The organism is Mycobacterium szulgai (genome assembly GCF_002116635.1).
Taxonomy (GTDB): Bacteria; Actinomycetota; Actinomycetes; order Mycobacteriales; family Mycobacteriaceae; genus Mycobacterium; species Mycobacterium szulgai.
Genome location: NZ_LQPW01000110.1, coordinates 26,308 through 43,796, shown reverse-complemented (window position 1 = coordinate 43,796; position 17,489 = coordinate 26,308). Strand labels below are relative to the sequence as shown.

Here is a 17,489-nt window from a genome sequence, read left to right as displayed (position 1 = left end):
CGTTGCCGCCGTTGCCTCCGGTGCCGATGAAGGTTGCATTGCCGCCGGCACCGCCTTCGGGGGCGCTGGCGGAGCCGGCGGTGATGCGGGCCTGCTTGCCGGCGCCGGGGGTGCCGGCGGGACCGGTGGAGCCGCGGTAACGGCCGATGGTGGCGCCGGAGGCGCCGGAGGCAACGCCGGCCTGCTGTTCGGCAGCGGCGGTGCAGGTGGAACCGGCGGGTTCGCCACGGTTGGTTCGGGCGGGGCTGGAGGTGCCGGCGGCAATGCGGGCCTGCTGATGTCAACCGGCGGAGCCGGTGGAGCCGGTGGCGTCAGCGTCGGTAGCCACGGCGGGATCGGTGGGACCGGCGGAGCCGGCGGCCTACTTGGCTTCGGCGGCGCCGGCGGGGTCGGCGGTGGGAGCTTCACCAGCGACGGCGGGGTCGGCGGGGCCGGTGGCCGGGCCGGTTACGTGTTGGGCACCGGAGGTGCCGGTGGTGCCGGCGGCGAGGGCGCTACGACCGGCGGGGCCGGCGGTGCCGGCGGCAATGCAACCTTCATCGGCACCGGAGGCAACGGCGGCAACGGCGGCTTTGGCCCGATCATCGGCAAGGCGGGCGCAGCTGGGTCCGGCGGGCCGCTGCAACCGGTATACGACATCGTCAATGCGCCCACCCAAGCGCTGTTGGGGCGTCCGCTGATCGGTAATGGGATCAACGGCGATCCGGGCAGCGGACACAGCGGCACGCCCGGTGGGATATTGCTCGGCAACGGTGGCGCGGGCGGTTCCGGCCAAGCCGGCTCGGCCGGTGGTGCCGGTGGTGCGGCCGGATTGATGGGCACCGGCGGCGCTGGCGGCGCCGGCGGCAACTTGTCGGGCGGCGGCACTGCCGGAACCGGTGGAATCGGCGGGACCGGTGGCTACCTGTCGGGTAGCGGCGGCGTCGGTGGTGGCGGCGGCATTGCGACCGGCAAGGCCTCCGGGGACGGCGGCCTCGGCGGCAACGGCGGAGCCGGTGGGCTATTCGGCGCCGGCGGTGGCGGTGGGGCAGGCGGTGCCAGCAACGCCGCCGCTGCCGGGATGGGCGGGCGCGGCGGAAACGCCGGGCTGCTCAGCGGCCTGGTCGGCGCCGCCGGCGGCGACGGCGGCGCCGGCGGAACGGGTGGCACCGCCGGCGGCGGTGCCGGTGGCGCCGGCGGCAACGGCGGCATGCTCGCCGGATCCGGGGGTGCCGGCGGTGTCGGCGGATTCAACCTGGGCGCCGGCGTTGGCTCGGCCGGTGGAGCCGGCGGCAACGCCGGTGCACTGTTCGGTACCGGTGGCTCCGGCGGTGACGGCGGCGCGGGCGGTATCGGCGGCATCGGCGGCAATGGAGGTGCCGGCGGCACCGGGGGCTATCTGTTCTCGGGCGGCGGGGTCGGCGGGACCGGCGGATTCGGCGCAAACGGCGGCGGGATGGGCGGCGCCGGCGGCGATGCCTTGTTCCTCGGCAACGGCGGCAGCGGCGGCAGCGGCGGAACCAGCATTGGCAAGGGCGGCGGCACCGGCGGGGCCGGCGGCAAGGGCGGTCAGCTACTGGGCACCGGCGGAGCCGGCGGCGCTGGCGGTGAGGGTGCTACCGCCGGCGGCGAAGGCGGCCGCGGCGGCGATGCGGTAATGATCGGCGACGGCGGCAACGGCGGCAACGGCGGCACCGGTCCAACACCCGGTGCCGGCGGCAAGGGCGGCGACCCGGGCGCGCTCTTGGGCCAGGCCGGAAACGACGGCCTAGCTTAAAGCGCACCGCGGGACGGTTAGCGCGCCTTCCAGACCGGCTCGCGTTTCTCGGCGAAAGCCAGCGGCCCCTCTCTGGCGTCCTCCGAGCGGATCAGGGTGCGCATTTCGCGCACGGTGCGGTCCCAGCCCGCTTCCTCGTCGGTGATGACGCCATCGTCCACGCCGTAGGCGATGCGCTTGCTGGCCTGCACCGACAGCGGCGCGTTCACCGTCACTCGGGCGGCCAGCGCCACCGCCGCGTCCAGCACCGAACCGTCGGTGACCACCTGGTTGATCAGGCCCCACTCCAAGGCGTCGGACGCGGTCAGCGGCTCGCCGGTCAACAGCAATTCCATGGCCACCTTGCGCGGCAGCTGGTTCATGATCCGGAAAACGCCGCCGGCAGCGGCGATCAGACCGCGTTTGACTTCTGGCAGACCGAATTTGGCGCGCTCGTCGGCCACCACCAGATCGCTGGCCAGCGCCAGCTCCGTGCCGCCGCCCAGAGCCGTGCCGTTGACCGCCGCGATGGTGGGCTTGTCGATGAAGTGGTGCACATAACCGGCGAAACCCCACTCGCTGCGCTCGGGGTGGTAGATGTTCTCCCGCCGGGATATCGCCTTGAGGTCGGCGCCGGCGCAGAACGACTTGTCGCCGGCGCCGGTGATCACCACCGCCCGCACCTCGGGGTCGTTCTGCCCTTCTTCCAGCGCATCCCCCACCGCGATGCTGACGGCTCCGTTGACCGCGTTGCGCGCCTCCGGCCGGTTGATGGTGATGACCATGACATTGCCGCGGCGCTCGACGAGCGCCGCGGGCTGACCGTCACCGCTTGCTGTCACAGCAGCTCCAGGATGGTGGCATTGGCCTGACCGCCACCCTCACACATGGTCTGCAGGCCGTAGCGAATTCCCTTGTCCCGCATGTGATACAGCAGCGTGGTCATCAGCCGCGCACCGGAGCCGCCCAGCGGGTGCCCGAGCGCGATCGCGCCTCCGTTGGGGTTGAGCTTCTTCTCGTCGGCTCCGATGTCCTTGAGCCACGCGAGCGGAACCGGCGCGAACGCCTCGTTGACTTCGTAGGCTCCGATGTCGCCAATGCTCAAGCCGGACCGCTTGAGCACCTTCTGGGTCGCCGGGATGGGCGCGGTCAGCATGATCACCGGGTCGGCCCCGGCCAGCGTTGCGGTGTGCACCTTGGCGATCGGGTTGAGCCCCAACGACTTCGCCTTCTCGGCGGACATGAACAGCAGTGCGGCCGAGCCGTCGGAGATCTGCGAGGAGTTACCGGCGTGGATCACCCCGTCCTCCTTGAAGGCGGGCTTGAGCGAGGCCATCTTCTCCATCGGGGTGCCGCGGCGAATGCCCTCGTCCTTGAGGACGATTGCATTTTCGTGACCGTCGGTCACTTTGATGCCCACGATCTGGTCGTCGAAGGCTCCGGAATCCTGTGCAGCCGCGGCCTTTTCGTGGGAGGCCAGCGAGAATTCGTCCAGCGCAAGGCGATCCAGCCCCCACTGCTCGGCGATCATCTCCGCCCCCAGACCCTGGTTGGGAATCCGGCCGTCGTAGCGGCTCAGGAACCGCTCCGGATACGGGCGACCGCCGTTGGCCAGCGACGCACCCATCGGCGTGCGCGACATCGACTCCACACCCCCGGCGACCACGACGTCGTAGTGCCCGGCAACCACGCCGGCCGCGGCGAAGTGCACCGACTGCTGGCTCGAACCACATTGGCGGTCCACCGTCACGCCCGGCACGGTCTCCGGCCAGCCGGCCGTCAGCAGCGCGGTGCGGCCGATGTCGAGGGCCTGTTCACCGGCCTGCATGACGCAGCCCCAGATGACGTCGTCGACGATCTCAGGGTCGATGCCGGCCTTGTCCGCCAGCCCATTGAGTACCTGGGCGGACAGCTCCGCCGGGTGCACGCCCGACAGACCGCCGTTGCGCTTGCCGATCGGGGAACGCACTGCCTCGACGATGACGGCTTCAGCCATGACGATGTCTCCTTTGACACTTGTTTGGGCTCCGAATGAAGCGACCTTGCCTCGATTGTCAACCAACGCGTTGGGCGGTTGCGTAGCGGGGGGTGGTTGGGCCTGGTCAGCGCGCGGATCCGACCCGAGCGCCCCGGTTGACGTCCGCGGTGACGTCGCCGCGGATGATCCGCTCGGCCAGCCGCGACGCCAGCGCCATGATGGTCAGCGCCGGGTTGGCGCTGCCCTGGGTGGGACACACCGAACCGTCGGTCAAAAACAGGTTGGGCACCGCCCAGGTGCGCTGATCGGAGTTGACGACGCTGTTCTCGGGGTCGCTGCCCATCCGGGCGCCGCCGATCAGGTGGGCAAAGCGCTGGATGGTGAGCACGTCCTGGGCCTCGGCGGCATGCAGGATGTTGGTGATCACCTTGGTGGAGTACTCGATGTTGGATTTGTCGTTCTCCGACAGCGCGTAGTCGAATCGGGCGACAGGAATGCCGTAGGGATCGGTTTCCTCGGCGAGGCTGACCCGGTTTTCCGGGTGCGGCAGTAGCTCGTTGAGGACGCCGATGGTGGCCCAGTGGTTGTAGTCGCGCATGTATTCGCGCAGTGCCGCACCCCAATGCCCGTCGGCGAGTACATGTTCGGCCCAGCCGATGGGCAGCGGCGAAACGGTCTGGATGGAGAAGCCGCGCGCGAAACCGCGATCGGGATCGGTTTCGTAGAACTGTTCAGAGGAGACTTCCGGCGGCGGCGCCTTGTACATCCGGATCTCTTCGGGCCAGCGCCCCGCGGTTTGCGATGCGCCCTGGACCATCACGTAGCGCCCGACCTGATCGTTGTTGTTGCACAATCCGTCGGGGAATTGGCGGCTCTGCGAATTGAGCAGCAACCGGGGCGTTTCGATCGAATAACACGCCACCGCAACCACTTTCGCGCGCTGATGACGTTCCCGTGAGTCGCCCTCCGCGAAATAGGTTACGCCGGTGGCGTTTCCGGATTCGTCGACTTCGACGCGGCTGGCCATGCAGTTGGCCCGGATCTCCACGCCGTGGGCCAGCGCGTCGGGCAGGTGAGTGACGTACGGGCTGGCCTTGGCGTTGACCTTGCAGCCTTGCAGGCAGTAGCCGCGATAGATGCAGTGCGGCCGATTCCCGAAAACACCGTTGACGATTCCCACCGGGCCCACCTTCATTTCGATGCCCAGCTTGATGGCGCCTTCCCAGAGTTTCATGGCCGCACCCGACACCGGATGTGGAGCGAACGGGTACTTGTGCGGATAGCCCCACGGCCAATCCTGGCCGGCCACCGGCAGCTCGGCCTCCAGCCGCTCGTAGTGCGGCCGCAGATCGGCGTAGCTGATCGGCCAGTCGGCGCCGACCCGGTCGCGGGTGAAGGTCTCGAAGTCGCTGGGGTGGAAACGTGGTGTGTATCCGGCGTAGTGCACCATCGATCCGCCCACGCCGCGCCCGGAGTTGTTCTTGCCCAACTCGATTGGGTCCGAGCCGCCGATGATGCGTTTCTGGGTCCAATACAGCTGATGGGAGCCGGCCTCGTCGGAAACCCAGTCTTCGTCGGGGTGCCAGAACGGACCGGCCTCGAGAATGACGATGCGCCAGCCCGCGCGCGCCAGCCGTTGCGCCAGCACCGAACCGCCGGCGCCGGCGCCGACGACAACCAGGTCGACCTCCTCGTCGTCGTGGTAGCGGCGCATGGTCGCCTCACCGGGCAGGTCCCGGGAGTGCACGTCGAGCAGGAACCGCGAATCGTTGTCGGGTGGCCCCACTGCCCCTTTGAGCAGTCCGCGCCAGAAATCACCCATCGATGTGTCCCTTCTCGACGGTCTGGACCGGGTCTTCGTCAGTGGCGCCGGGCTTTTCGAACGGCTCCCGGGCGCCGACACCGCCGAGCCGCATGAAACCGCGGGGATACGCCGGGCCGCCGAAACCGATTTCGTTCCAGGCCCACGGGTGGCTGTAGAACGCGCTCAGAACCATCCTCATCACCACCGACCAAGCGCGCGAGACGTTCAACCGCTCCCAGCTGCCGCCGGACAGTTCGGAGTGCGCGAACCGCTCGACGATGGATTCGCAGGTCTTGGCGTCGGCGTCGGCGAAGGACCCCACCCCGGCTTCCCGGGCTGCCTCGTCCAAACCGCGCAATACCAGGTGCCAGGTGTCTCGGTCGTCGGGCATGTCGGCGTACTGGTACCCGTCCAGCTGGCCATCGGCGAGCTTGGCGTCGACGACCTCTGGCACCGGGATCCGCGGCTCGGCGTCCTGGGCCAGCACGGTGTCGCAGAACAACCGCAGCGTCGGCTCCTCGGCGGAATCGAAAAACCGCAACGGTCCCGGCTTTTCCAGCCGCGACAGCACCACGCTCTTGGTCGCCTCGTCCCAGCTGTCGGCGGTGGACAGTACGTCGTAGTCCGGGTAGCGCCCGATCATCTGCGGGGTGACGCCACGACGCTGCCGCGGCAACCACGACGGGTGTAACGGCTTGCCGTCCGGGCGCAATTTCGGCAGATGCTCGCCCCGGGAGATATCCGGCATCGCGAACCTAACTACTTCTCGCGGCGCAGGACCGCGGCCAGTAGGCCCATTAAGCCCACGATGCTCATCAGGCCCGGAGCGGCGATCGGTGGACCCATCGGCACGTTGTAGCTGGCCAACTTCCAGCCGCCGGGCCTGCGGCTCACCCCGCGTGCATGCAGGTATTGGCCAAGCAACCCGTTGGCCGCATAAATCGCCGAGGTGGCGGGCAGCCAACGCTTGGCCCAGCGCCGGGAGAACACGCCGGCGACACCGGCGACCACGACCGGCGGGGTGACCACGATGGGACTCCACATCAACTTGTTGCCGAAGCTGGCGCGGTAATGCTCCAGATAGATCTCGGCGGTCGTCACCAGCGCAGCGAACGCCGTCAGCCCCGACAGCGACCGTTCGAACCGGCCGTGCGAGACGTTACGCAGCGCGTGGTCGACGAAGTGCTCCACCTCGCCCATCCACTCACCGTGGCTTCCTGAGTCGCCCGTCAACAACATCAGCCGCTTCCTTCCCTGAGGGGTCCTGAAGGGGCCCCCTGAAAAGGCAGTCCCCGATCGCGCATTCCCCGAAAACGGTGACTACACACCTGTCAATGGTGTTCACAGGAAGGTGGCAGGGTCGCACAGGCCCTGGCGGGTCTTAGCCGGCGGGCAGCCGGCGGCTAATCGGCGGCTTCGAGGATCGCCTTGAGCCGGACGAGATCCTTGACATTGGCGCGCTTTATCGCCTTGGCCAACACCGGAGCCGCAATTGCGGTGAAACCCGAAGGCGCACCGCGGTTGCGCAGCGTCATTTTCGTCGCGCCATTCGGTCCGTCCTCCCAGAGATAGGTGGTTTCCATCGGGAACGGCCCATCCGTCGTACGCATCACAAACCGCGTATCCGGCTGTAGGTCCAGCACTTCATAGGTGTAGCTGAGCTCACGTCCGAGGAACCTGGCGACGAAGGCGAACCGCGAGCCCACCCGCGCGGGCCTGGGTGATTTCCATTGCCCCGCTTTGATATTCACATACCACGCGGTGGCGTTGTCCGGATCGCTCGAATATCCGGCGACGTGGTGGCGCGGCCGGTCAATCACGATGTCGCTCACGACATCCACCGTCGTCATCTCACTGCCCACCTTGCTGTGCCAACCATTCGGCGATGCGCCGTTCGCGGTGTCGTCGTTCTGGTGCGGTGACCGAATCGGTGAGCGAGGCCCGCGTCGCCCTGACTGCCGCGGCGATGTCGCCTCCACGAGCCAACAGTTCACCGCGCACGGCGTGCCACCGCTGGTCGGGTGCGAGTTGGTCAAGCGCACGCAATCCCGCTGCAGCGCCTTCGGATTCGGCGACGGCGACCGCGCGAGCCAGCGCAGCGGGCGGGCTCGGTTGTACCGACAGCAACAGGTCGTACAGCCGGACGATCTCGGCCCAATCGGTCACCTGGTAGGACGCGGCGCGGGCATGTTCGGCCGCGATCGCAGCCTGCAGCTGGTACGGATCGGCAACGGTGCCGGTGCGGCGCAGCGATTCGTCGAGCAGCCGCAGCGCCTCCTCGATCGCGTCCGCGTCCCACAGCGAGCGGTCCTGTTCGGAAAGCGGTACCGGATCTCCGTCGCCGGTGAGCCGGGCGGGTCGGCGGGACTCGGTCAGCAGCAGCAGCGCCAGCACTGCCATCGTGGCCGGTTCATCGGGCATGAGCTCGTGCACCAGGCGCGCCAGGCGCAGCGCCTCCCGGGCGCCGTCGACATCGATGAGCCGGTCGCCCCCGGATGGGCTGTGTGCGAGCGTGTACGACGCATGCACCACCGCACAAACCGCCGCAACCCGCGCCGGCAGGTCTTCGTCGGCCGGTACGCGGTAGGGGATGCCGGCGCGAGCAATTTTCTGCCGAGTTCGGGTCAGGCGCTTGGCAACCGCCGCCTCGCTGGTGAGCAGCACCGCCGCGATCTGCGCCGGCGACAGGCCGCACAATGTGCGTAGCGCAAGGGATACCTGCGCCTCCAGCCCCAGCGACGGGTGACAGCAGGTGAAGATCAGCCGCAGCCGGTCGTCGGCCACCGCACCGTCGGGCGACGGGTCGGGGATCGCGAGTTCCACGCTGGCACGCTCCTTTTGTGCGCGAGCACCCTCGCGGCGCAGCAAATCGATCGCGACCCGGCGCGCGGTCACCGTGAGCCAGGCGCGCGGCTCGTCGGGCACACCGTTGCTGGGCCAGTCGCGCAGCGCGCGCAGCGCGGCTTCCTGAACCGCGTCCTCGGCGAGTTGCAGCGACCCGACCGTCCGCACCAGGGTCGCCAGGATGCGGGTCCCCTCCATGCGGACGGTCTCGGCGAGTGCGGAGTCCGCGTCCATCGACCGAAACATCCGCCCGCGCTGGCCGGCTGCCGTCAGCCGAAATCGATGATCGGACGGACCTCGACGGCACCGTCCCAGGCGGCGGGAATTTCGGCGGCGATACGCAATGCCTCGTCCAGATCGGTGGCCTCGATCAGGTAGAAGCCAGTCAACGCCTCCTTGGTCTCCGCGTAAGGGCCATCGCTGGTGACGACGTCGCCGCCGCGCGCACCGGTGACCCGGACGGTTGTCGCGGTGCTCGTCGGGTACAGCGCCGCCCCGCCGCGGATCGCGGCGGCATGATCCTGGCCGAACTTCATGTATGCGGCCATGTCGTCGGCTTGCTCGGGGTCCGACCAATCGACGTCCCTGGTGTAGGTGAGTGCGGCATATTGCGGCATGGTGATCCTCCTGTGACCATTGCGATCCGGGCGATTCCCAAATCTCACCTTAAGGACGGTTGCGACGGCGCCATAAGGACACCTGCGCCAAGAAAATTTTCTAACCGGCCGTGCTGTCGAACAGGACCGGTAGCGAAGTCGGTGAGCGGAAAACCTGGCCGCGGATGTGCGGGTCGTCGGCCTCGGGATCCAGCCGCAGGTTGGGCAGCCGGTCGAACAGCAGATTGAGCGCGACTCGCATCTCCAGCCGGGCCAGATGCATTCCCAGACAGACATGCACACCATGACCGAAGCCGATATGCGCTCTGGCCGAGCGGAAGATGTCGAAGCGGTCCGGGTCGGGATAGCGATCCTCCTGCCGGTTGGCAGACCCCAGCATCGGCATCACCGACGAACCGGCCGGAATGGGCACTCCGGCCAGTTCGGTGTCGCGGGTGGCGACGCGAGTGATCGTCAAGAGCGGCGGTTCCCAGCGCACCGCTTCCTCGATCGCCTGCGGCAGCAGCGTGCGGTCATCCCGGACCGCATCGAATTGGGTCGTGTCGCTGAGCAATCCAAACAACATGTTGCCCAATGAGCGGTAGGTGGTTTCCACGCCGGCCGGCAGCAACAGCCGCAGGAACGAGAAGATCTCCTCATCGGACAGCCGCTCACCATCGATCTCGGCCTGAGCCAGACCGCTGATCAGATCGTCACGCGGCGCCGCGCGGCGCGCGGCGAGGATCGGGGTGAAGTATTCCTGCAATGCCCGGGATGCGGCGCGCCCGCGTTCGGGGTTGATGGTGAAACTCAGCAGCGAGATCGACCAGCGCTGAAACTGCGGATAGTCCTCCCGCGGCAGACCCAGCAGCCCCGCAATGATCTGCGTCGGATAGGGAAAGGTGAACTCTTTGACCAGATCGGCGCTGCCGCGGGGGCCGAACTGGTCGATCAGCTCGTTACCGACCTTGCCGACCAGTTCGTGCTCCCAACGGGCTAAGGCTTTCTGCGAGAACGCCTTTGACACCAATGCGCGGTGCCGGCCGTGCTCGGGCTCATCCATGCCGAGCATGACGTGACGGCCCAGCACGTCGCCGAATGCGTCGATGATGATCGCCGACGAGAAGGTCTCGTGGTCGCGCAGCATCTGCTGGACCTCTTCATGCCGATAGACGATGAAGACAGGTTTGGACTCCTCATGCGGCAGAACCGAGAAGTCGATTCGCTGCACGGGTTCCTCGCGCCGCAACCGGGCCAACTCGGCGTAGGGATCGCGAACGTCACCGGATACCACGTCGTCAAAGGCGCCGAAATCCTCCAGATCATCGAACAGCTGCACGCATGTCCCCTTCGTTACCCAGCTGGGTAGGCCACCGACTTGATCTCGGTGTACTGATCGAAGCCGGCCACCCCGTTCTGGCGTCCCACCCCGCTGTACTTGTACCCGCCGAACGGTGTGTCGGCGCCATACGGAGCGCCGCCGTTGACGCCCATGAAGCCGGCCCGGATCCGGCGGGCCACCGACAGCGAACGCTCCAGCGAACCCGACATCACGTTGCCGGCCAAGCCATACCTGCTGTCGTTGGCGATCCGGATCGCATCCTCCTCGTCGTCGAACGGAATCACGACCAGCACCGGCCCGAAGATCTCCTCCTGGGCGATCGTCATGGAGTTGTCGACGTCGACGAAAAGCGTTGGTCGCACGAAGAATCCCTTGTCGAAGCCGGTTTCGGCGTCGGGTCCGCCGACCAGTGCGGTGGCGCCCTCTTCGACGCCCTTGCGGATATAACCGAGCACCCGCTGGCGCTGCTTATCGGAAATCACTGGGCCGCAAAGGGTTCCGGGATCCTGCGGGTCGCCGCAGGTCACGTTCTCGTAGATGCTCTTGAGGATCGCCACACCCTCGTCGTAGCGGGACCGTGGCAGCAGCATGCGCGTCGGGTTTGCGCAACCCTGCCCGGCGTGCATACAGGGCGCGATGCCGATTGCACACGCCAGCCCGAAGTCGGCGTCCTCCAGGACGATGGTCGCCGATTTGCCGCCCAGCTCCAGGAACAGCCGCTTCATGGTTTGCGCGCCTTTTTCCATAATCCGCTGGCCGACCGCGGTGGATCCGGTGAACGAGATCAGGTCGACCTTCGGCGAAAGCGTCAGCTCCTCGCCCACCAGGTGATCCGACGCGGTGACGACGTTGACGACACCCGCTGGGATGTCGGTCTTTTCGGCGATCAGCCGGCCCAGCCGGGTGGCGTTGAACGGGGTGTCCGGGGCCGGCTTGAGGACCACGGTGTTGCCGGTGGCCAGGGCCTGACCGATCTTGTTGATGGTGACCTCGAACGGGAAGTTCCACGGCACGATCGCGCCGACCACGCCGACCGGTTCCCGCCACACCTTGCGGGTGGTCAGCGTGCCGGTGAGGCTGATCACCTTGTCGCCCAGGTCGGTTTCCCAGGCGTACTCGTCGATCAGCCTGGCCGGGTAGCGCAGCCCGTCTTCCAGCGGCGCATCCAACTGGGGACCGAAGGTGATCGCGCGCGGCGCGCCGACCTCGAGGATGAGCTCCTCGCGCAGCTCTTCGCGTTCGGTGTCGATGGCGTGGTGCAATTGCAGCAGGCAGCGCTTGCGCAGTTCACGATTGGTGGACCAGTCGGTCTCGTCGAAGGCGCGGCGGGCGGCATCGATCGCCCGGTGCATGTCGTCCTTGGACGCGTCGGCTACCTCACCCAGCGTCTCCTCGGTCGCCGGGTTGATGTTGGTGAAAGTGCCGGCCTGGCCGTCGACCAGCTTGCCGTCGATCATCATCCTCGGCTCGAACCGGACCTTTACAGTGTCAGCCATGTTTGTTCAGCTCTCCTTCAATAATGCGCTGGTCAAAGCGCCGGGACCCGGAATGCCCATCGCCAGACGGGTCACCCTATGGAGAGCCTTACTGGAAAGTAGCCGGTTGGCAATAAGCAACATGCGCGCATCAGGTCCGACGGCGTGGCGGGCATAGGGCGCGTCGTCGTCGACGACCTTGGCCAGGCGCCGGGCGAAGCGCTCGGGTGACGCGGCGAAGCGCATCGCGAAACGGCCCCGGCGGTCGACCCGGCTGTGCAACTCGGCATACGGCCCGGAGAAGTCTCGCAGGTCCGAGGTCCCTGCGTCGGTGATGATGTCGGTGTCGAACGTTCCGGTGACCACGACCGTCACCCCGAGCCCGAATGGCGCCACCTCACCGGCCAGCGATTCGGCCCACCGTTCCAGCGCACCCTTGGCGGCCGAATAGGCCGCCGTCTCCGGCATGCCGCGCACCCCGCCCTGACTGGAGATCACCACGATGCGGCCCCGCCCCGCGGCGCGCATGCCGGGCAGCAACGCCTGGGTCAGACGCACCGGCCCGAAGACGCTGGTGGCAAACATCTGCTCCCACAGGTCCATCGGTGTCTCTTCCAGGGTTCCGGCAGCCGAGATGCCCGCGTTGTGCACCAGTGCATACGGGGCGCCGACGGCCTCTTCGATGGCTTTCGCGGCCGCCGTCACCGAGGCGGCGTCGGTGAGGTCCAGCGCAACGGCGACCAGCCGCGGATCATCCTCGGCGGCGCCGGTTTTCGAGCGCAGCCGGGCAAGCCCGGATTCGGGTGAGCGCATGGCCGCCACCACGTGCCAGCCTTGCTGGTACAGCCGCGTCGCCGACGCCAGCCCCAGCCCGCGCGATGCGCCGGTGATTACGATGCTGCGGGCCTGGCTCATGGGTTGGGTGCGCACCTAGTGCTGTTCGCGCCCAGCTGGACGTTCGGGCGTCCGTCTGGCTGCGCGCTCATCCAGGTTGACCAGATGCCTACCGAGTAAGGCCCGGTTTGGCCATTGCTCTGGTAGAAACCTTGCGGGTCATACACTTTGGCCTCCGGGTACGGCCACGCGCAGGCCACCGAGGTTGCCGTCCGAGTCCACTTGATGATCGCGAAGCCGGTGCCGTATGCGAAATACGCGAGGTTGATCAGGACGAACATCACCACGAACATGCCCAGGGCCGGGCGGCGCGGGAAGATGCGCACCCGCTGGGCCAGCTTCTCGGCCACTGTGCGGCCGGTGTCGTCGCGGTACAGCAGCACCCCCGCCGGGATCATCACGAAGGTCACCATCACGGTTTCCCAGATGAACGGGAACTGGTAGGTCTGGCCGGCGAAGACCGACCCGAATGGAATGACCTGGGAGTAGATGTAAAAGCCGGTGCGCACCAACGTCATCTCCAGCATGGCGTCGATGAGAATGCCCAGCGGCAGGATGATCAAAGCCAGGCAGATCAGCGGGTGGCGCCAGACGAACGCGTCAACGGGCCTGCGCGCCTGGATCTTTCGCAGTATCCAGATCGCCGGGAAGTAGGGGCCGAGGTAGAACATGATGTACCCGATCACCAGGAACGGCTCCACCGTGGGCGACAGCGACACCAGCGGCCAGTCCTCAGGCCAGTGCCACAACTGTGGGTTGTACACGGCGTAGGGCGACCAGTTCATGATCGGGTCCTGCCAGACGATCAGCGTGGTGACGATGCCCATCAGCAGCACGGGATGCGCGCCGTGCCGGCGCCAGGCCACCACGTAGACGGCGATGATGAGGGACATCGAGATGATCGTGAAGATCTGGAACAGGTCCAGCCAGTGCTGGTAGCCGAACAGCGGCTCTACCGGGCGCGGTGCGCCGGTGACTTCCGGGTTGCGAATCCGGTCGGAGACGGCCCCTTTGCGGGCGTAGTAGGCGATGACGCCAAGGACCGCGACGGCGAGCGCAAGCCATATCGCGGCCCTGACGGACGTCCCCTTGTGCTCGGTGGGCGTCGCGATTTCCGACGACGTCCGCTGGGTTGCCGTCATGGGTTACCCCTCACCGAACCGGTCCACGAGATGGGAGTTGACGCCGTCGGCATCCAGGCGGCGGGCCACCAGGTAGCCCGCCCCCATCCAGGCCCGCCGGGTCCACTTGCCCAGTGACACCCGGGTACCGGGCGCACCGGATGCGGCCGGCAGCATCTTCACCCGCTCCAGCGCCTCCTTCACCCCGCGGGGGCTCAACGGATGCGCGTCGGCGAAGGCGTGCAGCAAGGTGGTGGCGACATCGCGATTGACCACCGGCACGCAATACTGCGGGCGCCGGCCGTAGGCCTGCTCGAACTGGTCCAGGAACGCTTGCCCCACGCCGTTGCCCTCGTCGTACTGGTCGATGCCGGTCCAGCCCATGAAGGCCTGCCACATGATCGGATTGATCCAGGCGTTCTGAAACGCGGTGCTGGTGAACCGCGGCGGGTCCCAATTCAGCTCTGCCAGAGCCGGATTGATGAATACGATGCCGAAGCCGAAACCGCAATGGACGAGGGCGCTGGGCTTTGCCTCGTGCAGCGTGCGAATCGCCTCGCCGACGTCCTGCGCGGTCTGGGCCACCTGAGCTTCGGCGACGATACGAATCCCCTTGCGCCGGGCGGCGTTTCGAAAGTTCTTCAGATAACTCTCACCGACCAGCGACTTCTCCACCAGTACGCCGACTTGCTCGTGGCCGCCCTTGGCAAGCAGGTCGGCCCAGAAGATCGGCTCGTCGGTCATCGATCCCTGCGGAAACGCGAAGGTCCACTCCCCCAGCCAGTCGTCGCTGCCGCAGACGTTGATCGCCGGCACCCGGAAGCGCTCCTCGATCGCCTCCCGCAGCGGTACCGCGTTCTCGCTGATGTGCGGCCCGAACACCACCAGGCAACCCTCGTCGACAAGTTCGCCGTAGGCATCGATGACCGCCTTGACGGTGCCCTTGGGCAGACCCTCCACCTCGCGGTAGACGATTTCCACCGGCCGGTCGATGACACCCAGGCTCATTCCGTCGGCGAACACCAGGTCAAACGGCCTAGTCAGGTCCTCACGCATCTCCTGCGGATAGAACTCCGGGAGCAGGAAGTCGAAGAGGTAACCGATCTTGATGGGCTGCGCTGTGCTCTCGTAGGACAATCTGACCCTCCGTTAGCGCGGGCGTCCGTTTCTATGCAAACCTAACATTTGTTCCCAACGGTATCGTGCGGAATGTATCGTCGTCAATGACCGGCCGGCGGGCCGGCCAGATACACGTCGATCATTTCGGCCAATCCACTCGCGGCGTACGCGTCGTCGGTCAGCGGGCCCGCAATCGCGGCCCGGGCCGCCTCGCGCGGAGTCAGTCCTTCGCAGATCAGCCGCCCGGCCGCAATCAGCACCCGGGTCGAGGCCACCTCGCGCAGTCCCCCGTTTTCCAGCCGCCGGATCGCCTGTGCCAATCGCACCAACTCGGCTGCCACGTCGGACCCGATGCGGGCCTCGTGGGCGACGATCTTCTCCTCGACATCTGCTGCCGGAAACCCGAATTCGATGGCCACCATGCGCTGTCGGGTCGAGTCCTTGAGATCCTTCAGAACGCTTTGATAGCCGGGGTTATACGACACCACCAGGCAAAAGCCTTCCGCTGCAGCAAGAGTCACGCCGAGTCGTTCCAGCGGAAGCTGCCTGCGGTGATCGGCCAGCGGATGCAACACCACCGTGGTGTCCTGCCGTGCCTCGACAACTTCGTCGAGATAGCAGATCGCACCCTCGCGCACAGCCCGGGTCAACGGTCCGTCCACCCATTCGGTTTCGCCGCCGCGCAACAGATACCGACCGACCAGATCCGCGGTGGTGAGGTCGTCGTGGCAGGCCACCGTGATCAGCGGGCGCCCCACGTCGTATGCCATCGCCTCAAGAAACCGAGTCTTCCCGCAGCCGGTGGGACCCTTGAGCAGAACCGAGAGTCCTTGGCGGAACGCGGCCTTGAACACCTGTTTCTCGTTGCCGACCGACACGTAGAAGGGGCGGGTCACGGTTTCCCTGGCCTCCATGGGCGCCAGCCTAACGCGGAACAGATATTTGTCTCAAGTTCCGCTGCGTCTCGGACCGGCGGACTTCGGCGGCGCGCAGCGCGGTGCGGAACAGCGGCCCCACCACCTGACTCAGTTCCTCGGATCGCGCGATGGTGGCGTGCGCGGCGCTGCCGAATACCCGTTGCAGCTCCTCGGGATCGGTGGTCGCGCCGATCGTCAGGCACACACATCCGGTGCCCCGGCCGCGCGCTTCGGCCAGGGCTCGCCGGGCATCGGCGGCGCCATAGTCGCGCTCATAGCCGTGGTCATAGGCCAGGCCATCGGAGATCACGACGAGCAGCCGGCGCGTGGTGCCGCCGCGGCTTTCCAGCACCGCGGCGCCGTGCCGGATCGCCGCACCCAGGCGCGAATATGCACCCGGCACCAAGCCGGCCAGCCGGCGCAACGCCCGCACGTCGAGCGCATCGTCGAACCTCTTGAGCGGCATGACTTGCACCGACTGCCGGCCTTGGGAGTGAAAGGCGTACAGCGCCAGGCGGTCTCCGATCTCATAGAGCGCGACCGCCAGCGCCGCCGCGGCGCTGCGCTGTTGCTCGTGCACCGTCTTGCCCGCCGCACCCGCCTCGCCCACCGAGCCGGACACGTCCAGCAGTACCAGCACGGCGAGGTCGCGCCGCCGGCGCAGGCTCTCCACGTACACCGCCTCGTCGGGTGCGGACCCTGCCGCGGTCTGCACCCGCGCTTCGATGGCGGCGTCTATGTCGAGGTCGTCGCCCTGGATTTGACGGTGGAACCAATCCGGACCCAGGCCTAAGCGGGCCAGCGGTCGCCGCAATGCGTACCCGTCCAACGGGTCCGGGTTCGCCGCGGCCTTGACGCAGGGCTGCTCCGCACGCACGGTGCACCAGTCCGGCCGATAGGCCTGGCGATGAATATCCCACTCCGGGTAGGTGATTCCGGCGCCGGCATCACCGGGGGCGCCGATCAGACCCACGGGCGCGCTGGACAGCACCGTGGTTGGGGCGCCCTGCCTGCCGGAGCGGCTCCGGTGGGTGGGTGCGTTCGCGCCGGGTTGGCCGGCCTCGCCGAGCTCGCGCACCGGCCGCAGCATTCTCCGCAGCAGCTTGCCCAGTGCCCCACCGCCGCCTACCGGGCTGGTGAACATGTCGGCGGCCGCGTCGTTTTCGCCGGTGTCGTCCTCGTCGAGTTCGGGCAGCTCTTTGGCCCGTACGTCCCTGGCCGCCAACAGCTTCCGGGGACGGATTGTTCCGAAGCTCGCCGGCGGACCGTCGATCGGCTGCCGGCCGCGCGCCAGCGCGAGCGAGGCGGCCGGCGAATCGCTGCGGACTTCACCCTGGACAAGCGTGCGCAGCGATGCCGGAAGCAGATTCTCGTTGGCGGCCAGCGCCCGGTGGCCTTCAACCGATAGATAGCGAGCGGCCAACGCGGGACGGCGCTTGAGTTTGCGCAGTATGGCGGGCTCCAGACTGCCGGCCGCCAGTAACGAAGCTTGTACCGCCAACGCCTCGAGCTGTTGGCGCGCAGTGCCGTCGGCATCGAGAAACATCGTCACGCCATCGGTCCACGGCGGATCGCCGGGTTCGGCCGCCGTCACTTGCAGGGTTCGGCCCCCCAGCGCCGAAGCCAACATGCCCAATCGGGCCAGCCGATCGGAGTCCACCCGG

The 17,489-nt window shown here is 67.6% G+C and carries 16 protein-coding genes; 1 reads left to right on the top strand and 15 read right to left on the bottom strand.

What is annotated here, in order from left to right:
• Window positions 1–277: 277 nt before the first annotated feature.
• Window positions 278–1,756: a PGRS repeat-containing protein gene (locus tag AWC27_RS31580; RefSeq protein WP_425437483.1), complete on the top strand. Its 1,479-nt coding sequence runs from the start codon at window positions 278–280 to the stop codon at window positions 1,754–1,756.
• 17 nt (window positions 1,757–1,773) lie between these two features.
• Here the strand turns inward: AWC27_RS31580 and AWC27_RS15925 are convergent, their stop codons facing one another.
• From AWC27_RS15925 to AWC27_RS15855, 15 genes are all read right to left on the bottom strand, one after another.
• The gene (locus tag AWC27_RS15925; RefSeq protein ID WP_085671369.1) at window positions 1,774–2,577 is read right to left on the bottom strand and encodes a crotonase/enoyl-CoA hydratase family protein; all 804 of its coding nucleotides are present in this window, start codon (window positions 2,575–2,577) and stop codon (window positions 1,774–1,776) included.
• Window positions 2,574–3,731: a thiolase family protein gene (locus tag AWC27_RS15920; protein ID WP_085671368.1), complete on the bottom strand. Its 1,158-nt coding sequence runs from the start codon at window positions 3,729–3,731 to the stop codon at window positions 2,574–2,576. The genes AWC27_RS15925 and AWC27_RS15920 overlap by 4 nt, the downstream gene beginning before the upstream one ends.
• Window positions 3,732–3,837: 106 nt before the next feature.
• Window positions 3,838–5,535 (bottom strand): GMC family oxidoreductase, encoded by a 1,698-nt coding sequence (locus AWC27_RS15915; RefSeq protein ID WP_085671367.1) that lies wholly within the window; start codon window positions 5,533–5,535, stop codon window positions 3,838–3,840.
• Window positions 5,528–6,265 carry a gluconate 2-dehydrogenase subunit 3 family protein gene (locus tag AWC27_RS15910; RefSeq protein WP_085671366.1) on the bottom strand — a complete coding sequence of 246 codons (738 nt, stop codon included), beginning with the start codon at window positions 6,263–6,265 and terminating at the stop codon, window positions 5,528–5,530. The genes AWC27_RS15915 and AWC27_RS15910 overlap by 8 nt, the downstream gene beginning before the upstream one ends.
• A gap of 11 nt (window positions 6,266–6,276) precedes the next feature.
• Entirely contained in the window at window positions 6,277–6,756 is a 480-nt protein-coding gene (locus tag AWC27_RS15905; RefSeq protein WP_085671365.1) for a hypothetical protein, read from the bottom strand.
• Between the two features lie 164 nt (window positions 6,757–6,920).
• On the bottom strand, window positions 6,921–7,367 hold the full coding sequence (locus AWC27_RS15900) for an SRPBCC family protein (protein WP_085671364.1): 447 nt from the start codon (window positions 7,365–7,367) through the stop codon (window positions 6,921–6,923).
• Window position 7,368: 1 nt separating this feature from the next.
• Window positions 7,369–8,595 (bottom strand): RNA polymerase sigma factor, encoded by a 1,227-nt coding sequence (locus AWC27_RS15895; RefSeq protein ID WP_085671374.1) that lies wholly within the window; start codon window positions 8,593–8,595, stop codon window positions 7,369–7,371.
• Between the two features lie 35 nt (window positions 8,596–8,630).
• Window positions 8,631–8,978 (bottom strand): YciI family protein, encoded by a 348-nt coding sequence (locus AWC27_RS15890; RefSeq protein ID WP_085671363.1) that lies wholly within the window; start codon window positions 8,976–8,978, stop codon window positions 8,631–8,633.
• 100 nt (window positions 8,979–9,078) lie between these two features.
• Window positions 9,079–10,296, bottom strand: coding sequence for a cytochrome P450 (locus AWC27_RS15885; RefSeq protein ID WP_085671362.1), 1,218 nt, complete (start codon window positions 10,294–10,296; stop codon window positions 9,079–9,081).
• Between the two features lie 14 nt (window positions 10,297–10,310).
• Window positions 10,311–11,795, bottom strand: coding sequence for an aldehyde dehydrogenase family protein (locus tag AWC27_RS15880; protein WP_085671361.1), 1,485 nt, complete (start codon window positions 11,793–11,795; stop codon window positions 10,311–10,313).
• 6 nt (window positions 11,796–11,801) lie between these two features.
• Entirely contained in the window at window positions 11,802–12,689 is an 888-nt protein-coding gene (locus AWC27_RS15875) for an SDR family oxidoreductase (protein ID WP_085671360.1), read from the bottom strand.
• On the bottom strand, window positions 12,686–13,810 hold the full coding sequence (locus AWC27_RS15870; RefSeq protein ID WP_085671359.1) for a spirocyclase AveC family protein: 1,125 nt from the start codon (window positions 13,808–13,810) through the stop codon (window positions 12,686–12,688). The genes AWC27_RS15875 and AWC27_RS15870 overlap by 4 nt, the downstream gene beginning before the upstream one ends.
• Before the next feature lie 3 nt (window positions 13,811–13,813).
• Window positions 13,814–14,926 (bottom strand): ABC transporter substrate-binding protein, encoded by a 1,113-nt coding sequence (locus AWC27_RS15865; RefSeq protein WP_085671358.1) that lies wholly within the window; start codon window positions 14,924–14,926, stop codon window positions 13,814–13,816.
• Window positions 14,927–15,009: 83 nt separating this feature from the next.
• Window positions 15,010–15,822 carry a CbbQ/NirQ/NorQ/GpvN family protein gene (locus tag AWC27_RS15860; RefSeq protein ID WP_085671357.1) on the bottom strand — a complete coding sequence of 271 codons (813 nt, stop codon included), beginning with the start codon at window positions 15,820–15,822 and terminating at the stop codon, window positions 15,010–15,012.
• A 10-nt stretch (window positions 15,823–15,832) separates the two neighbouring features.
• Complete coding sequence (locus AWC27_RS15855; protein ID WP_085671373.1) at window positions 15,833–17,455, bottom strand: nitric oxide reductase activation protein NorD; 1,623 nt, start codon at window positions 17,453–17,455, stop codon at window positions 15,833–15,835.
• Window positions 17,456–17,489: the final 34 nt, after the last annotated feature.

What these genes read in the sequence shown, in the direction of transcription:
- AWC27_RS15875 (WP_085671360.1), bottom strand. Translation starts at nt 12,689, where the DNA reads ATGAGCCAGGCCCGCAGCATCGTAATCACCGGCGCATCGCGCGGGCTG.
- AWC27_RS15870 (WP_085671359.1), bottom strand. Translation starts at nt 13,810, where the DNA reads ATGACGGCAACCCAGCGGACGTCGTCGGAAATCGCGACGCCCACCGAG.
- AWC27_RS15880 (WP_085671361.1), bottom strand. Translation starts at nt 11,795, where the DNA reads ATGGCTGACACTGTAAAGGTCCGGTTCGAGCCGAGGATGATGATCGAC.
- AWC27_RS15910 (WP_085671366.1), bottom strand. Translation starts at nt 6,265, where the DNA reads ATGCCGGATATCTCCCGGGGCGAGCATCTGCCGAAATTGCGCCCGGAC.
- AWC27_RS15895 (WP_085671374.1), bottom strand. Translation starts at nt 8,595, where the DNA reads ATGGACGCGGACTCCGCACTCGCCGAGACCGTCCGCATGGAGGGGACC.
- AWC27_RS15920 (WP_085671368.1), bottom strand. Translation starts at nt 3,731, where the DNA reads ATGGCTGAAGCCGTCATCGTCGAGGCAGTGCGTTCCCCGATCGGCAAG.
- AWC27_RS15860 (WP_085671357.1), bottom strand. Translation starts at nt 15,822, where the DNA reads ATGGAGGCCAGGGAAACCGTGACCCGCCCCTTCTACGTGTCGGTCGGC.
- AWC27_RS15890 (WP_085671363.1), bottom strand. Translation starts at nt 8,978, where the DNA reads ATGCCGCAATATGCCGCACTCACCTACACCAGGGACGTCGATTGGTCG.
- AWC27_RS15915 (WP_085671367.1), bottom strand. Translation starts at nt 5,535, where the DNA reads ATGGGTGATTTCTGGCGCGGACTGCTCAAAGGGGCAGTGGGGCCACCC.
- AWC27_RS15905 (WP_085671365.1), bottom strand. Translation starts at nt 6,756, where the DNA reads ATGTTGTTGACGGGCGACTCAGGAAGCCACGGTGAGTGGATGGGCGAG.
- AWC27_RS15900 (WP_085671364.1), bottom strand. Translation starts at nt 7,367, where the DNA reads ATGACGACGGTGGATGTCGTGAGCGACATCGTGATTGACCGGCCGCGC.
- AWC27_RS31580 (WP_425437483.1), top strand. Translation starts at nt 278, where the DNA reads ATGTCAACCGGCGGAGCCGGTGGAGCCGGTGGCGTCAGCGTCGGTAGC.
- AWC27_RS15855 (WP_085671373.1), bottom strand. Translation starts at nt 17,455, where the DNA reads ATGTTGGCTTCGGCGCTGGGGGGCCGAACCCTGCAAGTGACGGCGGCC.